Source organism: Nostoc cf. commune SO-36, from assembly GCF_023734775.1.
Lineage (GTDB): Bacteria > Cyanobacteriota > Cyanobacteriia > Cyanobacteriales > Nostocaceae > Nostoc > Nostoc commune_A.
In genome coordinates, this window is record NZ_AP025732.1 from 894,295 (window position 1) to 918,164 (window position 23,870).

General features: G+C 43.0%; 22 protein-coding genes, 1 tRNA gene and 3 pseudogenes. 12 read left to right on the plus strand and 14 right to left on the minus strand.

Annotated elements, in window-relative coordinates; translation table 11 throughout:
• Positions 1-408: 408 nt before the first annotated feature.
• The 4 genes and pseudogenes from ANSO36C_RS04000 (at position 409) to ANSO36C_RS04015 (ending at position 4,843) form a co-directional block, all read left to right on the plus strand.
• On the plus strand, positions 409-2,088 hold the full coding sequence (locus ANSO36C_RS04000) for a DUF3352 domain-containing protein (protein WP_251958491.1): 1,680 nt from the start codon (positions 409-411) through the stop codon (positions 2,086-2,088).
• 235 nt (positions 2,089-2,323) lie between these two features.
• Positions 2,324-3,247 (plus strand): class I SAM-dependent methyltransferase, encoded by a 924-nt coding sequence (locus ANSO36C_RS04005; protein WP_251958492.1) that lies wholly within the window; start codon positions 2,324-2,326, stop codon positions 3,245-3,247.
• The gene (locus ANSO36C_RS04010; RefSeq protein ID WP_251958493.1) at positions 3,240-4,208 is read left to right on the plus strand and encodes a PrsW family intramembrane metalloprotease; all 969 of its coding nucleotides are present in this window, start codon (positions 3,240-3,242) and stop codon (positions 4,206-4,208) included. The genes ANSO36C_RS04005 and ANSO36C_RS04010 overlap by 8 nt, the downstream gene beginning before the upstream one ends.
• 32 nt (positions 4,209-4,240) lie before the next feature.
• A pseudogene (locus tag ANSO36C_RS04015) lies at positions 4,241-4,843 on the plus strand (Uma2 family endonuclease).
• Positions 4,844-4,901: 58 nt separating this feature from the next.
• Here ANSO36C_RS04015 and ANSO36C_RS04020 read toward each other — a convergent pair.
• The 7 genes and pseudogenes from ANSO36C_RS04020 to psbD all read right to left on the minus strand — a co-directional run bounded on the left by ANSO36C_RS04020 (position 4,902) and on the right by psbD (position 13,115).
• Positions 4,902-5,774: a 6-carboxytetrahydropterin synthase gene (locus ANSO36C_RS04020; protein ID WP_251958494.1), complete on the minus strand. Its 873-nt coding sequence runs from the start codon at positions 5,772-5,774 to the stop codon at positions 4,902-4,904.
• A 135-nt stretch (positions 5,775-5,909) separates the two neighbouring features.
• Positions 5,910-6,611 carry a J domain-containing protein gene (locus ANSO36C_RS04025; RefSeq protein ID WP_251958495.1) on the minus strand — a complete coding sequence of 234 codons (702 nt, stop codon included), beginning with the start codon at positions 6,609-6,611 and terminating at the stop codon, positions 5,910-5,912.
• A 15-nt stretch (positions 6,612-6,626) separates the two neighbouring features.
• The gene (gene cysK, locus ANSO36C_RS04030) at positions 6,627-7,589 is read right to left on the minus strand and encodes a cysteine synthase A (protein ID WP_251958496.1); all 963 of its coding nucleotides are present in this window, start codon (positions 7,587-7,589) and stop codon (positions 6,627-6,629) included.
• Positions 7,590-7,680: 91 nt separating this feature from the next.
• A pseudogene (locus ANSO36C_RS04035) lies at positions 7,681-8,117 on the minus strand (Rrf2 family transcriptional regulator).
• Between the two features lie 589 nt (positions 8,118-8,706).
• A complete protein-coding gene (locus tag ANSO36C_RS04040; protein ID WP_251958497.1) occupies positions 8,707-10,434 on the minus strand; it encodes an iron uptake porin in 1,728 nt (575 codons plus the stop codon).
• Between the two features lie 586 nt (positions 10,435-11,020).
• A complete protein-coding gene (locus ANSO36C_RS04045; RefSeq protein ID WP_251958498.1) occupies positions 11,021-11,302 on the minus strand; it encodes a 4a-hydroxytetrahydrobiopterin dehydratase in 282 nt (93 codons plus the stop codon).
• A 757-nt stretch (positions 11,303-12,059) separates the two neighbouring features.
• Positions 12,060-13,115 carry a photosystem II D2 protein (photosystem q(a) protein) gene (psbD, locus tag ANSO36C_RS04050; RefSeq protein ID WP_012409998.1) on the minus strand — a complete coding sequence of 352 codons (1,056 nt, stop codon included), beginning with the start codon at positions 13,113-13,115 and terminating at the stop codon, positions 12,060-12,062.
• Between the two features lie 331 nt (positions 13,116-13,446).
• On the opposite strand from psbD, the gene ANSO36C_RS04055 reads away from it, so the two are divergent.
• The 7 genes and pseudogenes from ANSO36C_RS04055 to ANSO36C_RS04085 all read left to right on the plus strand — a co-directional run bounded on the left by ANSO36C_RS04055 (position 13,447) and on the right by ANSO36C_RS04085 (position 17,117).
• Complete coding sequence (locus ANSO36C_RS04055; protein WP_012410874.1) at positions 13,447-13,719, plus strand: hypothetical protein; 273 nt, start codon at positions 13,447-13,449, stop codon at positions 13,717-13,719.
• 13 nt (positions 13,720-13,732) lie between these two features.
• Positions 13,733-14,410, plus strand: coding sequence for an ABC transporter ATP-binding protein (locus ANSO36C_RS04060; protein ID WP_251958499.1), 678 nt, complete (start codon positions 13,733-13,735; stop codon positions 14,408-14,410).
• 299 nt (positions 14,411-14,709) lie between these two features.
• The gene (locus tag ANSO36C_RS04065; protein ID WP_251958500.1) at positions 14,710-15,261 is read left to right on the plus strand and encodes an NYN domain-containing protein; all 552 of its coding nucleotides are present in this window, start codon (positions 14,710-14,712) and stop codon (positions 15,259-15,261) included.
• 144 nt (positions 15,262-15,405) lie between these two features.
• Positions 15,406-15,477 (plus strand) — tRNA-Asn (locus ANSO36C_RS04070).
• A gap of 24 nt (positions 15,478-15,501) precedes the next feature.
• Positions 15,502-15,624: pseudogene (locus ANSO36C_RS04075) on the plus strand (aminotransferase class V-fold PLP-dependent enzyme); the annotation flags it as partial.
• A gap of 223 nt (positions 15,625-15,847) precedes the next feature.
• Positions 15,848-16,471, plus strand: coding sequence for an ATP-binding protein (locus ANSO36C_RS04080; RefSeq protein ID WP_251958501.1), 624 nt, complete (start codon positions 15,848-15,850; stop codon positions 16,469-16,471).
• 166 nt (positions 16,472-16,637) lie between these two features.
• Positions 16,638-17,117, plus strand: a complete 480-nt coding sequence (locus tag ANSO36C_RS04085; RefSeq protein WP_251958502.1) for a hypothetical protein — start codon at positions 16,638-16,640, stop codon at positions 17,115-17,117.
• A gap of 57 nt (positions 17,118-17,174) precedes the next feature.
• Here ANSO36C_RS04085 and ANSO36C_RS04090 read toward each other — a convergent pair whose 3' ends face one another.
• The 4 genes from ANSO36C_RS04090 to ANSO36C_RS04105 all read right to left on the minus strand — a co-directional run bounded on the left by ANSO36C_RS04090 (position 17,175) and on the right by ANSO36C_RS04105 (position 19,948).
• Positions 17,175-17,306, minus strand: coding sequence for a GNAT family N-acetyltransferase (locus ANSO36C_RS04090; RefSeq protein ID WP_251958503.1), 132 nt, complete (start codon positions 17,304-17,306; stop codon positions 17,175-17,177).
• 122 nt (positions 17,307-17,428) lie between these two features.
• Complete coding sequence (locus tag ANSO36C_RS04095; RefSeq protein ID WP_251958504.1) at positions 17,429-18,079, minus strand: PEP-CTERM sorting domain-containing protein; 651 nt, start codon at positions 18,077-18,079, stop codon at positions 17,429-17,431.
• Between the two features lie 610 nt (positions 18,080-18,689).
• The gene (locus ANSO36C_RS04100) at positions 18,690-19,529 is read right to left on the minus strand and encodes a M56 family metallopeptidase (RefSeq protein ID WP_251960242.1); all 840 of its coding nucleotides are present in this window, start codon (positions 19,527-19,529) and stop codon (positions 18,690-18,692) included.
• Positions 19,529-19,948 (minus strand): BlaI/MecI/CopY family transcriptional regulator, encoded by a 420-nt coding sequence (locus ANSO36C_RS04105; protein ID WP_251958505.1) that lies wholly within the window; start codon positions 19,946-19,948, stop codon positions 19,529-19,531. The genes ANSO36C_RS04100 and ANSO36C_RS04105 overlap by 1 nt, the downstream gene beginning before the upstream one ends.
• Before the next feature lie 443 nt (positions 19,949-20,391).
• Between ANSO36C_RS04105 and ANSO36C_RS04110 the strand changes: the two genes are divergently transcribed.
• Positions 20,392-21,132: a 2-phosphosulfolactate phosphatase family protein gene (locus ANSO36C_RS04110; protein ID WP_251958506.1), complete on the plus strand. Its 741-nt coding sequence runs from the start codon at positions 20,392-20,394 to the stop codon at positions 21,130-21,132.
• Between the two features lie 68 nt (positions 21,133-21,200).
• Here the strand turns inward: ANSO36C_RS04110 and rfbD are convergent, their stop codons facing one another.
• The 3 genes from rfbD to ANSO36C_RS04125 form a co-directional block, all read right to left on the minus strand.
• Positions 21,201-22,088 carry a dTDP-4-dehydrorhamnose reductase gene (gene rfbD, locus ANSO36C_RS04115; protein WP_251958507.1) on the minus strand — a complete coding sequence of 296 codons (888 nt, stop codon included), beginning with the start codon at positions 22,086-22,088 and terminating at the stop codon, positions 21,201-21,203.
• 36 nt (positions 22,089-22,124) lie between these two features.
• The gene (rfbC, locus tag ANSO36C_RS04120) at positions 22,125-22,670 is read right to left on the minus strand and encodes a dTDP-4-dehydrorhamnose 3,5-epimerase (protein WP_251958508.1); all 546 of its coding nucleotides are present in this window, start codon (positions 22,668-22,670) and stop codon (positions 22,125-22,127) included.
• A 118-nt stretch (positions 22,671-22,788) separates the two neighbouring features.
• Positions 22,789-23,865, minus strand: a complete 1,077-nt coding sequence (locus tag ANSO36C_RS04125) for a glucose-1-phosphate thymidylyltransferase (protein ID WP_251958509.1) — start codon at positions 23,863-23,865, stop codon at positions 22,789-22,791.
• Positions 23,866-23,870: the final 5 nt, after the last annotated feature.

The following is a 23,870-nucleotide window of genomic DNA, read 5'->3' on the forward strand; positions in this document are numbered from 1 at the left end:
CTCACCCGAACTTCCGAAGACCGGCTGGCGATCCTGGGACTTTTTTCCATATCCCTACCGCATTTATTTTTCCTTATGTTTTGCGCTTTTTTGTCATTGAGTCAAGAGCCTCTTGCACCCCGATAAATTCTCATTAAGTACAAATACTCCTAATTATTCTTATAACTTAGGATAGCTTGCTGCTTCTGATCAGGCTATTTTGTTTGAGATGAACAGCATATCATTTACGGATTTGCTCATTATCCCTTGGAAGTATTTTTGAGAGCAATTTTAGACTGCTAACTTATAGGACTACTAATTTTATCAGTAAATACCGATCAATGAGCGGAAATTATTAATAAATCCGAAAACTCTACAATGACACTTGTATAAATCTCGGTGACAATCTGAGCAAAAGAGGATAAAAAAATGCCTGAAAGTAAATCAAAATTTCTCATTCCTGCTGTTGGTGCTGCTGTAGTTGTAGCAGGAAGTATAGCGGCTTATACTTATTTTAAAGGCCCATCAGGAGGTAGTTCAGACGCTCTAGGCAGTGCAAAAGTAGTACCTTCAACAGCATTGATGGCAACTTATATTACTACTGACCCTAAAGCTTGGGCAAAGTTACAGCAGTTTGGCACTCCAGAAGCACAAAAGTTAGTGGCAAAAGGTCTAGAAGATTTTAATAAGCAAATGTTCAGTGACAGCAATGTTTCTTATGAAAAAGACATAAAGCCTTGGGCTGGTAGTGTGATGATTGCTGTACTGCCACCAAATCCTCTAAAACCAGCACAGTTAAACGTGCCTTCTGGGACACCTAATAATATACCAACAAATTTACAGCAGGAATCAAATATCCTACTCGTGGTAGGAATTAAGGACAAACTCAGCGCTTTGAATTTTGCTAACAAATTGAAGTCACAAAAAGGGGTGAAATTAGAAGAATCTGACTATCAAGGTCAAAAAATTATCGAAACTACACAAAATGGCAAGCCCACCTATAGCGTAGTTTTAAATAATAGTCAGTTGGTATTAGCCCCCGAGAAGCAAGCTGTAGAAAAAGCAATTGATACGTTTAAGGGACAGTCTTCTTTTGCCAATAAAGAAGGTGCTAGCAACATTCTTAAAGGAGTGGATGTTAAAAACAGCCTCGCCCAAATTTATGTACCAGACTATGCCGAGATGATACAACAATTAACGGCTGGAAATCCGCAGGCAAAGCAGTTACCCCCACAAACCCTGACGCAACTCAAGCAGATAAAATCTGTGGTAGCGGGTATTGGTATTGATGATGCGGGAGTGCGGGTAAAAGCGATCGCTAATTTAGATCCACAACTAAATAAATTTCAGTATCAATCAAGTCCGGGAAATATAGTCGGGCAATTTCCCACTAATACCTTTGCTCTGGTTAGCGGAAATGGCATCAGCCGTGGCTGGGAAGTGCTAGTAGAGCAGTCAAAAGATTATCCAGAAATGAAGCAAGCTCTCGAACAAGCGCGAGGACAACTGAAATTTGTCAATATAGACCTAGATAAGGATATTTTTGGCTGGATGAATGGAGAATTCGCCTTTGGTGCGATTCCATCAAATCAAGGGGCATTAGCGAGTGTTGGTTTTGGAGGTGCTTTAGTATTTGATACTAGCGATCGCAAAACTGCCGAAGCCACTTTAACAAAATTGGATACCCTTGCCAAAACCCAACGAATCAACGTCGCCAACAGAAATATTGGTGGTAAAGACGTAACTGAATGGCAAATTCCCCAACAAGGAGCTTTATTGGCACATGGCTGGCTAGATCAAGATACCGTATTTGTAGCTCTTGGTGGCCCAATTGCTGATGCAGTTGCCGATGGCAAGAATTCATCTCTCAACAATAGCGACGCTTTCAAAGCCGTTACTGGCTCTTTGCAAAAGCCCAACGGCGGCTATTTCTACCTGGATATGGATAAAACTAAAAGTGTGCCCCTGATCAATAGTTTGATCTCATCTAACGCCGATACAATCACCATCCTGAATTCCATTCGTGGTCTTGGTTTTACCGCCACTAGCCCCGATAAATCTACCAGTCAACTAGAGATGTTGTTAGCTCTCAAGCCTAGTGCAAAGTAGGGCATGGGGATTAGGTCACAGGTTACAGGTGATAGGGAATAACCTTTTGGATGCGAAATGGGGAAACTGTTTTAGATTACAGATGATAGAGAATAACCTTTACCCTCTACCCTATAACCTGTAACCTATTCCCTTCTTCACTCCCCATTCCCCTGAATGTTTTTCAATTTGCATCTAGACTGGCCTCCAGCAACTATGTCATAAGTAGAAAAGGCTGTTCAATGCGAACTGATTTATGACTGCTGCTGTAAACACTAATCTTGATTTAGCTTCCCGCTTGGTAAATGGCATACTGGCAATCCAGCCTTTAGCTAACCTAGCCAAGCATCAAGCTAGACAAATGATGATTAAACGTGCCGAGAGAATTGGTGTGTCTTGGACGCAAGAAGTCGAAACACTACAGGCACTTGATTGGAAGGACGATCTCGCTCAAGTACAAAATCCTCAGCTTTCCTACCCCGATTATTACGTCACCTCATTCCATGCCTACGAAACCGGAAATCTCAGTTGGCAAGCCGCTTTTGAGGTAGAACCTGCTGCTTACGCTGTCCACGCTAAGATTCGGCAGGGCACTGAAGAAGCGCAAGGCGATGCCATGCTGCGCCAAAGTTACCACGATATACTGAAAAGTCAAATAGCCAATGAGCCGCAAGACATCTTAGATGTAGGGTGTAGTGTTGGCTTGAGTAGTTTTGCCCTACAAGCAGTTTATCCCCATGCCAAAATTACAGGCTTAGACTTATCTCCCTACTTCTTAGCCGTTGCCAATTATCGCGCTAGGCAACGTCAAGCTAAAATTAACTGGCTTCATGCCCAAGCAGAATCTACCGGGCTACCTGATGCCTCTTTTGATTTAGTTTCCATTTTCCTGATGTGCCACGAATTACCACAATCGGCAACGCGACAAATTTTAGCCCAAATACGGCGTTTGCTGCGTCCAGGTGGCTACTTGGCAATCATGGATATGAATCCCAAATCTGAAGTTTACAAAAAAATGCCAGCCTACATTTTGACTTTGCTCAAAAGTACTGAACCCTATTTAGATGAATATTTTGCTTTGGACATTGAGCAAGCTATTGTTGAGGCGGGTTTCCAAACTCCCACTATCACCAATAACACCCACCGTCACCGTACAGTAATTGCTCAGGTGAGTGGTTGATTTATCTCTACTGTTGTGGGCAGCAATACCACCTTTGCTGCTGCTAGGCTACTACTACTGTCGAGTCCCATTTGCCCCACCTCTGTTAAAGTTACTGATATTCTTTATCACCGGGGCAATATCTGGGATTTTAGCCCTTAGCCTCGAATGGGTTTTTGAAACTGTAGCCAACTGGTTTGTAGACTGGCAGCAGATGAAGCGTTGGCTTCCTGGTATAGCCTTGCGGCAGCTTGTGGAAATAGGGCCAATTGAAGAAGGTTGCAAGTTGGCTGCGGTTTTTATCCCAACTTACTATCTGCAACGCACGTATCGATTACTTCAGTCTACCGTTTTCCTCTTCACCATAGCCGTTGCCCTTGGATTCACTGCCGAAGAGAACTGGATTTACCTTTTCCACGGTACAGCATCAATTCTTGACCGTACTATCGGTATGCCAGTCCACGCCATGTTTTCTGCACCTTGGGGATATGCATTAGGAATTTATATTTCCTCTAATACTCGCTTAAATCGAGACAAGGAGTTTATTTTTAAGGCTTGGCTAAATTCTATAATCTGTCATTCCCTAGTTAATGTCTTATCTAGTGCTTGGCGTTACTCACTACCTTTAGGTTTATTGAGTTATGGTTTATTCCCGTTTCTCTTATGGATGTTTTGGCGACTAGAACAATTACTGCGAAAAGTGCAAGGTAAACCTGTAATTAACCTGGTTTCAGACCGTACACCCCAGCGCCGTTACTGGCAGAGAAGTTTAGTATTGTTTGCCCTCGTGCTGGGTGGAAATGCTATTTTTGGGCTGTTTCTCTTAGCCAGGATTCTTAGTCCGTTGAGTCCGTCGAAGCTTTTTGACAGTGAGATTTTGTGGTTTATAGTTAGTCGCTTTTCACTAAATCTCTTTTTCGGAGTTTTAGCTTGGGGGATTTATCGCTATTTGCGACATTCCGCTCGTCGTCGGTATTTTTAAAATATGATTTAGAAAAATGCTAGGGGGTTTCTATGCAAACAACTCCAGTGCGTTGGACAACTGCTGATTTAGAACTATTTGCTGGCGATTCTCGTTCCGAGACACTTCGTGAACGCAGAAATCGCTATGAGATTATTGATGGAGAACTATTTGTGACCAAATCACCTAGTTGGGATCATCAGGCAAGCTGCGTAAATATTGCTACAGTTCTTAAGATTTGGTCAGATGAAACTGGTTTAGGTAAAGCTGCGTAGGCGTAGCCCGTCGTCGACATCGCACCTGGAATTATTTTCTCAGATTCTGACAATGTGATCCCTGATGTGGTGTGGGCAAGTCATGAACGCTTAAAAAACTTGCTAGATGAAGCTGGACATCTCACAGGCGCACCGGAGTTAGTAATAGAGGTTTTATCCCCCGGTGAAAAAAACGAGAAACGCGACAAGGAAACAAAGCTAAAGCTGTACTCGGTGCAAGGGGTTCTGGAATATTGGATTTGCGATTTTATACAAAAGAAAGTTGAGGTTTATCGTCGTGAACAGACTGCATTAAAGTTAGCAGCTACTTTATTTAGTCAAGATGAGTTAAGAAGTCCTTTGCTACCTGGTTTCAACTGTTTAGTTAGTAAACTTTTTTAGCTAGGCATTGGGCATGGGGATGATATAGTTCCCTATGCCTAAATAAATTTTCAGTTACCTAAACGCTTGCCAATACTGGCTGATTCCCGGTTGCGCTGACTGAATTTGATTCAGACTCACTACAGTAGATTTCGCAAGAGTTATTGGGACTTTCAATCAGTTTCACTTTGTAAAGTTTAGCTCCCAATTCTTGAATAGGCGATCGCAGTAAATTACTAATGTAAAGTGCGATATTCTCAGCAGTAGGAACAACTTCAGCAAAGTAGGAAATGTCTTTGTTTAAAAAGGTGTGATCGAATGGCTCAACCACATAATCTTCTATTACTTGGTTCAAAGCACCTAAATCAACAATCATCCCAGTGCGTGGGTCAATTTTCCCTTTCACAGTAACTTCTAGATGATAGTTGTGTCCGTGACCGTGGGGACGAGCGCACTTACCATAAATCTCAGTGTTTTCTTCGTTACTGAGATTAGGGTGAGCTAACCGATGGGCGGCGCTAAAGTGAGTACTGATAGTGAGGTAGGCTTCCATTGTGTTTCCCATATAATCTGCCCAAAGTTCAGGATGTTCAAATAACTGCACACGGACTAAAGGCAAGTGTGGTGCTAGTCGCTGCCAAATAATCCGGGCAATATTCTCAGTGGTGGGCAGAGTTTGTTGAAATTCTGCCCACGCATCGTTGAGATAAGAGAAGTCCAATTGACTGGTAACTTCCCGTTTAATTACCTGTTTCACATCAGACAAGTTCAATACCATACCGTATTCATCCAATTCCCCGGCTAGGGAGATGAATAAGACATAATTATGTCCATGTCCCGGAAATCTAGAGCAAGCACCAAATTTCTCAATATTCTCAGCTTCACTCAGTTCTGGCAACCAATAGCGATGACTTGCTGAAAACTGGGCGCGGCGATTAACAATGCATTGCATGAGTACACTATGAGCAGAATTTAAAATTTCTTAATCTTTTTCTGTTTCCAGCATAAACTAATTTCTTAGTCATTAACCCTTTGACATCCAGCGAAATTGAACCATGCCCCATGCCCAATGCCCAATGCCCAATAACTATGTAACAGATGCTTGTGCCTCACAGTGTAATCCCGTAGCTATGCGGAATAGTTCTTGACCTGTGTGTAAATAACGCTCATCGTAGTTCAAAGGAAAATAACCCAATTCATCGAGTCCATCTCCTACTTGATCGAGGCTGTAGTAAAGGTGAGCGGCTGTTCTTGCTAAACTAGGCGGATTCGGCAGGGAGCGAAAAGTAGTTTGTGCCTGCTTGAGGTCATCTCGACAGGCTTTTAAATATTCTTGAAATTCATCTAGCAACTCATCATCAAAGGGATCAGCAGCTAATTGATCCATTTGTTCTTCTAACGAATAAAGAATGGTACAAAGCAAGCGATTTACTGGTTGGTAAACTTGGCGTAGCCATTCTTCAACTTGCTCGTCAACATCCCGTCCAGTTTTTCGTCTTGTCTGGTAATGATTTTGCGCTGATGCTGTACGCTGTTGGCGATCGCTATTTAATTTTTGAGAGTCATCTTGCAGTTGTTGGTCATAATTGCGGCGATTTTGGTTGTCGCCTAAGACTTCATAGGCTGCATTGATGCGGATAATTTGCTCACGATCGGCTGTTTCCTGATTACTGTCAGGATGAAACAACTTAACCAAGCGGCGATAAGCTTGCTTAATCTCCGCTTGGCTTGCACTTGGACTAACTTTGAGAGTTTCGTAATGGTTAGAAACGTGGTTATAATTGACCATTAATTCAATGTAGCGTTAACTAACGCTAGCGGCTAACCTTGCCTCTAAGTCTTGGAATAACGGTGTACTCAAATACCTCTCACCAAAACTGGGCTGAATCATTACAATTAAACGCCCCTTATTTTCTTGACGTTGGGCAACGCGAATTGCTGCACATAAAGCTGCTCCACTGGAAATACCAGATAGTAGCCCTTCTTCTTTTGCCAAACGCCGACTGTAAGCGATCGCTTCTTCATCGGTGACGGTAATCACTTCATCAATCAATTTTATCTTGAGAACTTGGGGAATAAACCCAGCACCAATTCCTTGGATTTTGTGTGGTCCTGGCCGTCCCCCAGATAAAATTGGGCTATTGGCTGGTTCAACAGCGATCGCCTTAGAACTAGGCTTGCGTGCTTTAATCACTTCTGCTACACCAGTGATCGTACCACCTGTGCCTACCCCTGCAACGATTATATCTACTTGTCCATCAGTATCTTCCCAGATTTCAAGAGCTGTCGTTTCTCGATGCACTTTTGCATTAGCTGGATTGCGGAACTGCTGCAACATATAGGTATTTGGTGTAGTGTTAACTATTTGCTGCGCCCGTTGAATTGCCCCACTCATGCCTTCCATACCTGGCGTTAGTTCCAGTTCTGCTCCATAAGCCCGTAACATTGCCCGACGCTCTCCACTCATCGTCTCTGGCATTGTCAAAATTAATCTATAACCCTTTGCTGCTGATGCCATTGCTAAGGCAATTCCTGTGTTTCCAGAAGTGGGTTCTACCAATACTGTCTTTCCAGGAGTAATCAACCCCTCTTCCTCTGCGGCGTTAATCATACTCACTCCAATCCGGTCTTTGACTGATGCCGACGGGTTCATACTTTCCAGTTTCACCACAATTTCCGCAACACATCCTTCTGCTTGAGGAATACGGTTTAATTGCACCAGAGGAGTACGACCAACCAATTCTGTAATGTTACGAGCTATTCGCATAATTTAGTCCTTAGTTATTAATTATTAGTTACTCGTCATTAGTCATTAATCATCAACAAATGACTAATGAACAATGACAAATGACTCTTGACTAAATGTAGTACATGATATCCAACTGCCGCCGGGAATCTAGTTTTTCACAAAGATTCTGGAGTGTATATTTTTGTAACACTGAATTTACCGCGCGGCTTGCTTCTTGCCAAACTTCTTCTATAACCGAACTGTCTACCGTTTTGGAATTAACTTTTTCTTCACCAGTCCGCGCCTCTAAGCCTTCTAAACATTCTAAAATCTCAAAAACTATGATTTTTCGCGGTTCTCGCGTAACAGATAGCCACCTTTTGACCCACGCAGACTCTTAACTATACCCCCACGCCTCAAGGTTGCTAGTAGCTGTTCTAGATAACGATCTGGGATATTTTGTTGTGCTGCAATTTGTCGAATTTGCAGTGGTTCGCCACTTTCGTAATGAGTAGCCATCTCTAATAAGGCTAGAATTGCGTATTCCGATTTACACGATAGTTCCACAAGCAGCAATCAGTAAGAGAATGTTTGTTTGGAAAATATTAGTAATACACTGTTTACCATTTAGGAAAATCATCAAGTAGGATTTGCCATGCACAACCTGTACAGAGTATGTAGAAAATGGGGTAAGAGACGTTTTGCGTTGTGTTGACGCGTCTCGTAGAGAAAATGTTTTGGCGGTAGACCGTGGAAAGCCACTACCTATATCTGAGAAATTAAGCTTTTTAGCAATTTTTACGTAATTAGGACTTACGCACTGTACAAACGAATGATCTTGTGTATTAACGTAAATAGGTCGTTTCAGCCTTTTCCAAACCACCCTTTATTAGTTGCGATCGCAAAAAGATAGTTGAAAAATTTAGCTAAAAGCTTTGAAAAGCATACCTGTCATTTCGGCTTTTCTGTCAATGCGTAAGTCCTAGTAATTATGAGGTAAGTTAGAAGTTTTTAATTCTTAACTCACAACTACTAACTTTTCTATTATACTCCGGTTTCCCACTGGGGTTTATTTTTTGCTGCTAGTTAAAAGAAAAATCCCCGCCTCATGGCGGGGAGAAATAGAATTCAAAATTGTCAATGTATAGTCAACACTCTAGAAGGTGAAGGTTGTTCTCAGCGTACCGATAATTGCATCGTCGTTATCGCTGCTTTGTCCAGGAGAAGTTAACCAGATTACACCAGGAGTTACTGAGATGTTATCCGATACACGATATTTGTAGAAGCCTTCAAAGTGATAGGGTGTATCATTACCTGTAAAACCTGGGCGGTTAAGGGAATAGGGTTGTGCACCAGCAAAAATACCTAAAACGTTACCCTGTTTACCAAAGTCAGCTAAAGCAACCCCAGCGCCGTATGACCAAGCTTCATAATCATCAGCAATACCAGAGCCTGTGACATCATGATAAGAGACGAAGCCACTAACTGACAGCTTGTCGCTGGGTCTAAAGGCAGCCGACACACCGTAGGAGTTGCTGGAACCTGAGTTTATTAAAGCGTTAGCTTGTCCGGTACCTACTGCAACATTTCCCGCAAAAGTGTTGTTTACGTTTGATCCAGTACCCGAGTCGAATAAATTACCACCTGTGCCATTATACGCGTGGACGTAGGTAGCAGCTAAAGCCAAGCGATCGCCAACACTAAAGTTCAACTGCCCTAAAGCTGCATAGTCGCCATTGGTCAGACCTTGACCAACACCAGGATTGTTAGCATCCGATGCCAAGTAACCCGCAGTGATTGAGCTATTTCCCAGGATGCCAGTACCTCTACCAATAGGTAAATTGAGCGCTATACCTGCACCGCCACCAATCCGATAGATGGGACTTTCAGAAGCAAAGGTAGACAAAGCACCATTGCCGCCGTCAGTGTTGTCAAAAAAGTAAGGGTTGTTAACAGCAGCGTAATGGCTGTGTCGTCCTCCACTTGCCGCAAGGTAAACTTGAGCTGGGCCTATGGGAGCTTCATAGGTCAAACGGTCTATGCTGACACTATTGTTACCAGTACCACCACCAACTTGAAATGTTTGTGTGCCTTCAGCACTGTTTATACCAACACCACCGTTATCTACTAGTGAAAAGGCTTGTGCATTACCGGCTGCAAGGCGGGTAGTTAAAACGTCTCTACCAGTGAAGCTAGTTTGCAAGTTTAAACGGACTCTGTTTTGGAAAACAGTATTATTAGCATCACCAGTGTTATCGCCAAAGACATCACTAACAGCAAAAATCGCTTCACCGACTAGCTTGGTAGTAGTGGAAAACTGATTAGCTTCCAATTCAGCAGTCCGCGCTTCTAGGGAATCTACACGACCGCGTAGGGTTGCCAATTCTGCGGAAAATTCTTCTTGTAACCGTTGTAAAGTAGCTAAATCTTGTTTAGTCACCAAGTCAGCTGTTGCTGTGGCAATCAATTCGTTAACCCGATCCAAACAAGCGTTCAAACCAGCAGCAAATTCATAACGGGTTAAAGCACGGTTGCCGCGATAAGTAGCATTTGGGTAACCTGCAATACAACCATAGCGCTCAACCAAGGACTGCAATGCTTGGAATGCCCAGTCTGTAGGTTGTACGTCGGAAAATTGAGAAACCGATGTTACTTGAGACTGAGAGTTATTTTGGCTACCTTCGTTGCTGTAGCGATTAACTTGATCTATGGTTGTTTGAGCCAATATTTCTGGCTGTTGGGCAACTTCAGTTGCACTTGCTTGTCCGGCTGGCGATACTTCAGTGGTTGTGTTTGGGGCGGCAATTGCTGTTGTCGAAACTAACAATGTTGCTCCCAAAACTGCTGGGCTAACCACTAAGGATTTCCACAATAGATTAGACATTTTCACTTTACTCCTCACACCTTGTTTAGATAATTGGTTTCATGCACCTAATTTTCAAAAATGCGACATCTCATTGAAACCTGTGGATGAGGCATATTAGCCACTACTACAATTCTAGTTTTTGCAAAGCTAATAAACGATTAACTTAGGGTTAAAAACTTATCTGATTAACTTATGCAAAAACATATCTTTATATCATAACATTATAAAACATCTGATTTAGATGGCAAGATTGGAGCGATCGGCTTAATAACTGTCACACAGAGTTATCTATATATCTAAGCAGGGAGTATGGTTTAGGGCATTCGCCCATACTTGGCTAAATTACTCAAAGCTTAAGACACTTAGCAGCTTGTCAGTAAAAATCACTTCTTGCACTTGCAGTAGTAGAAATTGCACAGTAGTTAAAAGACACTGGCTCGGCTATACAAAGGAAGTTTGTCAGTTATTGTGATCTTAGAAATCAAGGCTTTTGAAACCTACTCCAAAGTAGAACCCGTAATTATCCTCCTAAAGATTGCTACGCGTTGCGTCTTTCGTTCCAGTGACTTCTAGTTACTGCGTGCAAAATGTCAGAATAAATCACTTAATTAATTTGGGAAATCGCCTGCGCTACATCAAAGTCAGCCTGCGTTAGCCCGCCTGCATCATGTGTTGTGAGTGTAATCTTCACTTTGTTGTAGGAAATTTCTATATCTGGATGATGTCCTGCCGACTCAGCAGGCTCCACCAACTTATTGACAAACTCAATTGCTTGGATAAAATCTTTAAATTTACGGGTAATCTCCAACTTGGAGCCTTCAATAGTCCAACCTGACAGAACTTTTGCACTTTCTTGAATTTCCGCTTCAGTCAGTAGTTGTGCCATATCAAAAAATTCCTAGTTGTGCTGTCTTGATTACATTATGTATTTTATAAAATTAAACCCCTATTGTTCTCCACATAAATAAGGATGGGAGGATAATCCAAGACATAAATCCTGTATGTGGTAGATAGACTCTATTGCTTAAATCTAGTCAAACCCCAAGATTTGATGTAAAATACCTTTCTTTTTAAGCAAACTTTAAATATAAGAATTCTCATCTAATTTTTCAAAAGCAACCTTTGGTAAAATAAAAGTTACCCATAAAAAACTATCCGCTCTGATTCAGGTCGGACGATCTAAATCAGAGCGGTCTAGCGGGTCTTCAGGTTGCAACCAGACTGCCGGAAGGAACTCCGAGCTTGCCTAGCTAATTGAGCTAACTTAGTATCTCAAAGATAACTAAGGCTAACTTTTAGAGAACAGCCCCGGCACGCAGCCGGCTAACTGCAACCTGATGACCCATGCATTTACTACTTTCTATCATGGGCATCACCTCCTTATTGCCTAAGCGGTCTTAGTTTTAAAAGGGCAGAGTTTTTACTCCGGGTTTATAACCTTCATCTAACATAACACATAAATTTAGAGATATTAACCATATAGAAAATATATAAAAAAAATCTCCCACTAAAAGGCGGGAGATGAATAAATAGTGGGGAGTATTGACACTTTCTTGGCTTATGTCAAGGAGATTATTTAATCTGGGTGATGTCAATTTTCGGCAACTACAACCCTTATTTAGCTCGTGGTCGGCTTTTAATACTTAGAGAGCGTTACCGCGAGGTAGAACTTCCTCAGGGAATACAAATTGTTCGTGGGGTTGATCTTGAGGAGCCATCCAAGCGCGGATACCCTCGTTCAGCAAAATGTTTTTGGTATAGAAGGTTTCAAACTCAGGGTCTTCCGCCGCCCGTAATTCTTGGGAAACGAAATCATAAGCCCGCAGGTTGAGTGCTAAACCGACGATGCCGACGGCGCTCATCCACAAGCCTGTGACTGGCACGAACAACATAAAGAAGTGCAACCAGCGCTTGTTAGAGAAAGCAATACCGAAAATCTGTGACCAGAAACGGTTTGCTGTCACCATTGAGTAGGTTTCTTCTGACTGGGTGGGATTGAAGGCGCGGAAGGTGTTAGCACCATCACCGTCTTCAAACAAGGTGTTTTCGACTGTGGCTCCGTGAATGGCGCACAATAATGCACCACCTAATACACCAGCAACACCCATCATGTGGAAGGGGTTGAGTGTCCAGTTGTGGAACCCTTGCAGGAATAGTAGGAACCGGAAAATTGCTGCGACACCAAAGCTGGGTGCAAAGAACCAGCTTGATTGTCCCAAGGGGTACATCAGAAATACGCTGACGAATACTGCAATGGGAGCGGAGAAGGCGAGGGCGTTGTAAGGACGTATTCCTACTAGACGCGCAATTTCAAATTGGCGCAACATGAAGCCAATCAAACCGAAGGCTCCGTGTAAGGCGACAAATGGCCACAAACCACCCAATTGGAACCAGCGGGTGAGGTCGCCTTGAGCTTCTGGGCCCCACAACAGCAATAGGGAATGTCCCATGCTGTCGGCGGGGGTGGATACTGCCACTGTCAAGAAGTTAGCACCCTCTAGGTAGGAGGAGGCTAATCCGTGGGTGTACCAAGAGGTGACGAAGGTTGTACCGGTCAGCCAACCGCCTAGTGCTAGGAAGGCGCAGGGGAACAATAGTATCCCTGACCAACCTACGAATACGAAGCGATCGCGCTTGAGCCAGTCGTCTAATACGTCAAACCACCCTCTACTAGGGGCGCGTCCAACTGCGATGGTCATTGCAAATCTCCAAATGTTTATAAGTACAGGTTGTATCTGTATTATAGATGGCGATATAAATAGCCCTCTATAAGCAGAAAGTTAACCGGGTTGTTAACCAAGTTTACAATTTTTTACACGCCTTTAATCATATTAGGTGTAAATCGTTAATTTTTCTAGGGGTTTTGTAATAAAAATTTATTTTTGATTGAGAGCAGATGGGGAAGAAGCAAGGGAGAAGAGTTTTCCCCCCTGCCCCCCGCACCCCGCCCCTCTGCCTCTTATGCCCATTTCCCTAGAATCAGTCACCTGACGCTAAAATGAGTCCACAGTTAAATTTGATTATTGCTAAATGTTTACCATCGATTTAAGCATCAGAAACACTGCTTTCCCTATCTCAGTACAACGTAAGTCAGCAGAGGATGCCGAGGCTGTCTATCAGCTAATTTTGGCAGCAATCCGTTCTGGGAACCCTGACATTGTGGAACTCAAGTGCGAGGGCAAGACAGAGAAAAAAATTGCTGTTCGCGCTAGTGAAATTTCTGGAGTGCAGATTGTTCAGAAAGATGGTACAACCCCTGGTGGTGGTAGACCACCTGGCTTTTTCGCTGTAGCTGCTGAGTAACCAAGGTTGACAAATGGCTCAAGTGGGCATTGAGGTCAAAGATTTAAATTTCAGTTGGCCTAATGGAGAGAAAGTTATTAAATCTTGCTCTTTAGAAGTACCCAAGGGTGAGTTTTGGATGCTCTTGGGTACAAATGGCAGTGGGAAATCAACGTTACTTAGACTGCTGGCGGGGCTATTAGCTCCTGAATCTGGCGAAATTCGAGTTTTGCACCCCGTTGGCTTTGTCTTCCAAAATCCGGATCATCAACTGGTGATGCCAACTGTTGGTGCTGATGTGGCTTTTGGATTAGTGGAAGAAAAGTTACCACCTGCTGCTACTAGAGCAAGGGTTGAGGAGGCGCTAGGGGCGGTAAATTTGCTTACCCTCTTACGACGGCCTATCTATGCACTCTCTGGGGGACAGAAACAGCGAGTCGCGATCGCAGGTGCGATCGCCCGTCGCTGTGAAGTCTTATTATTAGATGAACCCACTGCCTTATTAGATCCAGATAGTCAGTTGGATTTAGTTGCTGGTGTCCGCCGCCTTGTTAAAAGTCGAGGTATTACAGCCCTTTGGGTGACACATCGATTAGACGAGTTAAATTACTGCGACGGCGCTTTCTTGCTAGAAAAAGGCTCTTTGGTTGATAGTGGTGAAGCTGAACGTCTCAAACAACGTCTGATGGAGGTACACAGCGAAGCCTCTTAAATTTTAGTGCCCAGTCCTAAGTGCTGAGTCCTGAGTGAAATAAAAAGTACTCAGGACTTTTATACCCAGTATATGCCCCTGCCTTTTTCGGGTGACATTTTAATTTGGTAGTCTTCATTGCCACCACTCCTAAGAAAGAATTGCAACGCGCCTTTGTTTAAAAGGCGCGTTTTCAGTTTGAGTTTTGTGAGGCTGCCGTATTTTTTATTCTGTGTAGCATAGTGTTACAGACTATGAATCAATTATTATAAAACTTATGAATGAATTTTGTTAACTCTAGAAAATTGTGATTAAAAACCATGCCTCGTTCCATACTCCAAGCCGTTTTGTTAGTGGACGGCTACAATATCATAGGCGCTTGGCCTTGCCTTAAAAAAACGCGTGATAGCGTTGGACTAGAGGCAGCACGGAGCGAACTTGTGGAAGCGATGACTGGTTATAGTGCGTTTCAAGGTTATACAACTCAGATAGTTTTTGATGCTCAATATCAGAATTGCTCTAGTAATAAAGAAATTATTACTGAGCTTTTGTCTGTTTATTACACTGATTTTGGGCAAACAGCAGATACTTATATTGAAAAATCTTGCGCTTCTTTTCGCCACCAAATAGCCCAATCTTTGATTTCTCGTGTGATTGTTGCTACATCAGATCGGGCACAGCAGTTGATGATACAAGGGTATGGGGCTGAATGGTTGTCGGCACAGCAACTCTGTGGGGAAGTAGAAGCAACTGTCTGCCGGATGCGACAAAAGTATCATACGCGCAAACAATCTAAGAGTAGGTTTTTAGCTAATGCCATTGATGCCAAAGCGCGGCAACGTCTGGCTGAATTACGAATGGGACTACAGTAAATATTTAGTATTTAAGAGTCTCTGCTTAAGTTCCTGAATGGATTTTGGCTGCAAAAAGTATTTAAATTAAGCATATAAAAAAAATATTGGCGAAAGTACTTGCCAAATACTATTTTTAGCTCTAATATTATAAATCGTGGGTGGTCCTCAGTAGCTCAGTGGTAGAGCGATCGACTGTTAATCGATTGGTCGCTGGTTCGAATCCAGCCTGGGGAGTTTATCAATTTTGGATTTTAAATTTTGGATTCTAGATTATCCATCAGAGACTTATGGTCGCTTGACTCGGCTTTAACTTTTCTGAATCATGGGTCTTTTGGTGCTTGTCCTAAACAAGTGCTGGAGTTTCAACAAAGACTGCGATCGCATCAAGGGTCTGTTCTGCACTTGTAGCAGTAAACATTGGACTATTTGCCAAATAAATATTTTTATTAGATGCCACGTTTAAGGCAAGAGACGCGATAAATCGCCGTCTCTACCAATCGGTACGGCGATTTATCGCGTCTTTGCGATCTGCAAAGACATTATGGGGCTAGTGCTATTCTTTTAGGTGATTGCACTTAAGCTAAAACTAGGATAAACGCTTTACATGGCTTCTGGAGCTATGCCTTCTAATCCTTTTGTGGCTGCGGGGATGATTGAAGATCCCAGGCTGTTTGTTGGTCGTAAAGATGAATTAAACGCGATCGCATCTCGGATAAAGGGCGATCAGCCTACAAGTATCAATATAGTTGGTGAGAAGCACATTGGTAAATCTTCGTTGCTGTATTATTTCGTTCGGACTTGGGAGCAGCGAGTATTACACAACACCAGTCGTTATGTGGTGATTTACTTACCGTTACGGGGTGTAAATTGCCAAACTGAAACGGGTTTCTATGAAGCTGTAGCTGAAGGTTTGCTGAATCATGTTCAAGGATCGCATCAAGGCAGTCTGCAAAATCCTTGGAAGACTAAACCGCTTAATCGTCAAGCATTTTCAGATGCGGTTAAGGTATGGAAACAGCAAGGGAAGCTACCTGTTCTCTGTCTGGATGATTTTGAAAGCCTTTTGAAATATCCCGATAAATTCGATAATGGATTTTATGACAATTTGCGATCGCTGATGGATAGCAACGCCTTGATGCTGTGGCTTCCCGTAAACAACTGGATGTTTATGCTAATGACTATCACTTCGGCTCTAGTTTTTTCAATATTGGTCACACTATTTATTTGAAAGAACGTGATTGCCCAAGTCATGTTGAATAATACCGCATCAAAAAAGCTACTGTGCAAATTAGGATTTCAAAGTCAGGGTGTACTTAAACAGCGTGGATTTTGGAAAGGGCAGTATCATGATTTGGAGCAGTTTATACTAACTCAGTATTGCTAAACAAGAGTAAGTGCGACCCCTCACTAGAATACAACGTCAACAACAGCAACAGACAGTGCAGCAGGCGAGTGGTAAAGTACCGACTGGTAGAATCGTCACTGACGTTGTGCAAAAAATAATGGAGCCAACCCAAATACCAAACACCTACCAAATTGGCGAAGTGTGCCAAATCGTTGTCAAAGACAACCCGGAACTCAAAGGCAAGGGTGGGTGTTGGGCAATTGTCAGCGCAGTGAATGACTTTAGTTGTACCGTAAGAGTCTGGGATGGAGAGTACACCATTGGCTTGCAACATCTAAAGTCCTTCAACTACTTGCCCCAGGAGTGTGAGCAGATGCAGGTGATTTGCGATTGCATTGGTCGAGTGTATTCGGGTGGGCTGGAGGAGTCGGTGCAGAGGTTTTTGGAATCGTTGGGGAAGCTGAGGCAGGCTTACTTGACGGCTTTGAAGGAGAAAGTGTTGAGCTCGTTAGAGTTAGAATGCAAGTAGCTTTTAAGTTATTGAAGGGTAAAAAGAAGAGCCAAGAATTTTTAATAAGCAGACCTTTTACAGCTTCTTAAAGTACCTGGCAATTGGTAACAACCCAAAACCCAGCTTTCCATAAGTACAACGTGCTGGTGCATGACCAAGATCGCCTCTATTCTCGACCATAGCAATGGACATACCAGCAGCTTTCATCACGCGATAGCGAAGCTTGCGCTATATGGCCGTCAGCCGGGGGAGCCTTGCGCCGAAGCGTTAACGGAGCTTATCGTAGATATCGCCTCTTACTGAATTGGTGTTCTAGGGGTTGGAGTGGCTCATGAAGCAGAGCGAAGGCAACGTCGGCGCAACATAAAACTAGATCCAATTAAGCCAATACCAACTAGCGTCCCTACTCCGGTTTCCGGTTCTGGAACAACCTTAATAGTGCCAGTAACTAAAGCCTGTCCTCTTATGGGATCGTTTGGATTTGGACTGATTGTGTCGTTCTCAAAAAAGTCTAGTATGCCAGTAGCACCTGTGAATATACCCTCACCGCCAGTGATAATCAAAGAACCAGAGCCAGACCCTCTGAGGTTTACAAAGTCAATTAAAGCGGTGGCAGTAGCGGTTCCAGATACCTTGTTAGCACCGCTACCACTGAATTCAATAAAGCCTTCTGGGAAGCCCTCTAAGCCGATTGCTGTCGGATCGGTGTTAAAGGTGAACAAGCCAGTAGAGAAGTCAGTTAGGGCGTAAACTAAACCGTTATATTCGGTGAGTCCATATAGTGCATCAGTACTTACAGCCCGTTCAATTGCCCGTGAAAACTTCTCGTTAATCGGCTCAACAGCGATTGTTACGTCGTAGTTACCACTAAATGGGAACAGAGTCTGTGCGATCACCTTCTCGTTCCCCGATCCAAAACTCAGTAAAGTCAAAGCTGCTGGAACAACCCATGCAGCGTAAGAGCGAAGTACCGTTAACATTGTTTAATATTACCTATCTTCAAGGGAATGCTTATGTAAAAAATATTACTTTTTTGATTGCCGAAAATAGTATACAGCACATTATATTGCAGCGACAATGAAAAAATTGTCGCTTTGCTTGATGTATCTTTAGAAACCATTTAATCTTTTAATCCGCCGATTCTTAAGACACTACTGTCGTCAGTCATAGCACCACAAAGAGTATTAAACCTTTATATAGGAATGGCACGCTTGTTAAGCACAAACCCCTGTGGTTTTGGCACAGAAACTTTTCGTTACAAACACGACGTTTTTATTACCAACGTCGCGATATTTGTTACAAACACTACGATTTTCGTTACAAACAATACGTTTTTATTACCAACGTCGCGATTTTCGTTACAAACACTACGATTTTCGTTACAAACAATACGTTTTCATCACCAACGTCGCGATTTTTGTTACAAACACTACGATTTTCGTTACAAACAATACGTTTTCATCACCAACGTCGCGATTTTTGTTACAAACACTACGATTTTCGTTACAAACAATACGTTTTTATTACCAACGCTACGATTTTCGTTACAAACATCACGATTTTGTGCTGTAGTAGCTTGCTAAATTCAACTTAACTATGAAATATCACAGTCAGTAAAGGCAGGAACGCCAACAGAAAGCTATGCCAGGATTGTAATTGAGCTTCAGGGGTTAGTTCTGGTGGTGCTAATAGAGCTTCTACTCTTTGTTCTAAACGATCTGCACCAGAGGAACCTAATGCAGCACAGCAAATTTCTGATAAGACGGGGCTGCTACTAACTACTAATAAAAGTGATTCCGCTAACACCAGGGGGTCTACCTGCAATGCTGCATAACCGTCAGCACGGAGTTCGCGCAAAGCTAAAAGTTCTTCCCACAAAGGCTCTGTATTCGGCAACCAAGCGGTGCAAGAACGCACCCAACCCAGCCAAAAAAACCAGAACGTATCCCTATAATAGTGATGCCCTTGCTCATGGGCTAAGACGCTTTCTAAATGAGCAGGTGAGAGAGTTTGCACTAATCCTTGACTAACTACTAGCTCTGGTTGCCAAAAGCCGATTTGACCTGCAAACAACGCGCCTGTTTGCAGCAGTCTGGCTTGTCTATCGCCAACATTCACTAAAGGACAGTTACGGGCAGATTCTACAGATTGCCAACCCTGGAAGGCAAGTTTAATGCATGAAATGGCAAAAAATGCCAAATAAATTAATGCTAGTAAATAGCTAATTGAGCCTGTATACATCCCGCCCATTTGTCCTTGAGGCCCCATGAACAGCACAGCGATCGCAGTCATGAAAATTAGCAAGGGCGGGAAGAGAAACAAAAATAGCGATCGCTGCCACCGCACATTCCAATTACCTTGGCGTTGATTCCAAGCGGATCTTAACCACCAGGCAACTGCCAAAGCATTCAAAATCATTATCAGATGCATCATTCTTCCTCCCTGGCTTGGCGTGCAGATTGAATACGTTTGGCGATGGCTGCTATTTGCTCACTAGCTGCTTCATCCAGACTATCAGCAAAGGCAGCAACAACATCGGGGTTCCCCACTGCCAGAAATCGCTGTAACTGCTCATGAGCTTTGATGACATCTGATTGCTGCTTACTCAGCATTGGTTGCCAATAGAATGCCCGCTCTTTCTTATCGCAGGCTAACCAACCTTTATCAGTGAGGCGACGTAAAACTGTGGTGACGGAAGTATACGCTAATTCGCGGTTAGGATCAGTCAAAATGCGATCGTGTACATCCTTGACTGTGGCTGAACCAAGTTCCCAGATGATATTTAAAATTTCCGCTTCCAATGGGCCTAAAGATAGTTGTTTAGGGCGATAGTCGGGTAAAGGTGCCATAGCAATTTCAATGGGGAGTAGGGAGTGGGGAATGGGGAGTAGGGAATGAGTGTATATCCATCCCTTCGCGCTGTAATGAAGGTGTAATTTTTCCCGTTTAGAAAAGAAGGTCTGTTCTTGTTTTAGATTACAAGATAGTGCAGCAAGTCTGAAAGTCTAAAAGCATAAAAATGGTCTTTTTGAGTATTTAATTAAGAATTGAAAAGAGGCAGAAGGGCAGGGTGCTGCTCTTGCAGAGGGGAAAACTCTTCTCCTTTGCTCCCTTGCTTCTTCCCCACTCTTTGTACAGACGCAATTAATCGCCCCATCTATGTATTGAATGAGATACATTTTGTATTTTGATGGTAAAAAATACTTTGGGATTAATTGTGATTATAGTTAGTGACACCAACTAGGTAGAATGTTATTTGCGGCAGTAGTATTAAAACAGGTGTATCCAGCCCGTGAAGTTATTCGTATACCACACTCCTGAATTGACTCCAACGGATAAAGCGCCAGAATGTGCGATCGCAGTTGATGTCTTGCGAGCCACTAGCACAATAGCGACTGTCTTGGCATCTGGAGGCGAAGCTGTACAAGTATTCAGCGATTTAGACAAGTTAATTGAAGTTAGCGAAAAATGGCCCTCTGAAAAACGTTTGCGGGCTGGAGAACGCGGCGGCGCGAAAGTATCTGGCTTTGAGTTGGGTAACTCTCCGCTCGACTGCACACCAGAATTGGTGCAGGGACGGCGTTTGTTTATCAGTACCACAAATGGCACTCGTGCTTTACAACGGGTACAAGACTCCCCAAGTGTACTAGCAGCAGCCTTAATTAACCGGGCGGCGGTGGTGCAATTCCTCTTAGATAAACAACCAGAGACAGTGTGGATTGTCGGTTCCGGTTGGGAAGGCAGTTATTCCTTAGAGGATACAGTTTGTGCAGGTGCGATCGCTCATAGTCTTGTACAACAAACCAAGTTGTCACCAGAGGAATTAGCTGGTAATGATGAAGTAATAAGTGCGATCGCTCTTTACTCTCAGTGGCAAGATAACTTATTGGGATTACTTCACCAAGCTAGTCACGGACAAAGATTGTTGCGTCTTGATTGTCTAGATGATTTAAAATATTGTTCCCAAACTGATATTTTAGATGTTTTGCCCATACAACATGAAACGGGAGTATTAAAAAGTCAAAAGAAATAGGCAATAGGGTACAGGTTACAGGGTACAGATTATTTTCTATTACCTGTCACCTGTCACCTCTCGGCTCATTATTCATGCCCAATTTCCAATTCCGCAAGCATTTGCCGAAGTCTTTGTCGCCAATGGGGTGGATAAGTCCCTATAATTGCTGAAATTTTTCTACAAGCAAGAACAGAGTAAGCAGGGCGACGCGCTGCTGTTGGATATTCGGCAGTTGTAATGGGAACAATACTTCTAACTTTTAAAGGGAAGCCTAGCTGTTGTGCCTCTTCAAAAATGGCAACAGCAAAATCATACCAGCTAGCAACGCCGCTATTAGTGTAGTGATAAGTGCCGCTAATTTCTGGGGTTAACTGGGGAATTGTCTGAGCTATAACTGTGGCTATATCTTGCGCCCAAGTCGGGCTACCAATTTGATCGGCGACAACACGGAGTTCTTGGCGTTCTGCACCTAATCGCAGCATGGTTTTGACAAAGTTACTTTTGCCAAAGGTTCCATAAACCCAAGCAGTGCGGAGGATGAGGTGATGGGCGCAAGTTTCCCGAATAGCTTCTTCTCCAGCGAGTTTGGTTTTACCATAGACACTCAACGGATTAGTCGTGTCGGTTTCCTGGTAAGGGCTACAGCCATTACCATCAAAAACATAATCGGTCGAAATATGAATTAAAAAAGCTCCTAACTTTTGGCTTTCCTCGGCAATAATTAGGGGTGCAGTCGCATTAATAGCGGCAGAAAGTTCGGGTTCACTTTCTGCTTTGTCCACAGCAGTATAAGCAGCAGCGTTAATGATGACTTGCGGCTGCTTTGATCTGATAAAGTTGCGGAGAGTATCGGGTTGGGTAAGTTCTACTGTTGGCCGTGCTACTGAGATAGTATCGCCATAAGATGGAAGTATTTGTTGGAGTTCCTTACCAACTTGTCCATTGCTACCAATCAGCAGAATTGATTTACTCATCCTAATTACTTCTCGAACCTAACGCAATAATCAAGCTTAATCAAATACTTCAGCAGTTCTCAAAGATTTCCCGGCTTGGTCTTTAGCTGATAAAATCGGTTGCACACTCAGAGGCCAATCTATCGCTAAATCTGGATCGTTCCATAAAATTGTGCGATCGCCTTGGGGTGCGTAGTAATCTGTAGTTTTGTAGAGAACTTCGGCTATTTCTGAAAGTGTGAGAAAGCCGTGAGCAAATCCTGGTGGTATCCAGAGTAGGCGTTTGTTTTTAGCGCTGAGTTCATAACCCACCCATTTACCAAAAGTAGCCGAGCTTTTTCTAATGTCTACGGCTACGTCAAAAATAGTCCCGACAACAACACGAATGAGTTTACCTTGGGGTTGTTGGATTTGGTAGTGCAGCCCACGCAGAACGTTTTGTTTAGAAGAAGAGTGGTTGTCTTGGACAAAGTTGGTAATAATACCTGTTTTTTGAGCAAAACTTTGGTGGTTGTAGGCTTCAAAAAAGAATCCGCGATCGTCTGCAAATACTTGGGGTTCAATTTGGATAACTTCGGGAATTTTGGTGTGTACAATGCTCATTAAAATTATTAATAGGATGTGCCGCAGTGTTCTGATTGTTAAATGAACTTAGCATTTATATTTTACAGGCACTGTGTTCAACCTTTGACGATGGCTTATCTTCTTTTTAAGAAGTAAGTCACGTTAGTTCAATTTGACAGTCATCGCCAATTAGAAATCGCAAAGCTTTGGGGCGACGGGGTGCAAGAATCAATTGTGCCCGTTGTCCAATGACACTATCTATAATGCGCTGATGGATTCCAGAAATTTTAGCACTTTCTAAAATCACACTGTGTTCTAAATCGGTATCAATGAGTGTAACATTGTTAGCAATACTACTATAAGGGCCAATAAAGCAGTTTTCTAAATGACAATTAGTACCAATTACTACTGGCCCCCGAATTGTGCAGTTAATTACTTGAGATTTTGCACCAATTTGGACTCGTCCAGTAATCTGACTTTGGGCATCAACTTCGCCGGCAACTGATGCCGTTAAATAGGTATCGAGAATTAATCGGTTAGCTTCTAATAAGTCATCTTTCTTACCAGTATCTAACCACCAACCTTTGAGATTGTGGGCTACAACTTGCTTTTTTTGATTAATTAGGTATTGAATAGCATCAGTAATTTCTAGTTCGCCTCTAGCGGAAGGTTGGATATTTGCGATCGCATCATAGATGAGGTGAGAAAAGAAATAAACCCCTACCAATGCCAGATTTGAAGGAGGAACTTTGGGTTTTTCAATTAACTGTAATACCCGTCCTGTTTCGTCCACCTGAGCTACACCAAAGGCGCTGGGGTTGGCAACTGAACGTAAAAGAATCAACGCATCTGGCTGTTGTTGGCTAAATTGTTGCAGAAAGTAACGTAACTCACCTAGTTGAATCAGGTTATCTCCCAAGTACATGACAAAGGGAGAATCTCCTAAAAACGGATGAGCAACTTGGACGGCGTGAGCAAGTCCAAGTGGCTTATCTTGTACGATGTAGGTGATGTTCGCTCCAAAGCATTCTCCATTTCCGGTTTTCCCTCGGACTTCTGCGCCAGTTTCCGGGCTGATGATGATGCCAATATCAGTAATACCAGTAGCGACCATTTCTTCAATGCCGTACCACAAAACAGGTTTATTAGCAACTGGCACAAGTTGTTTTGCCCCACTGTAAGTTAGGGGACGTAAACGTGTACCTTTACCGCCAGAAAGAATTAATGCTTTCATAAAGA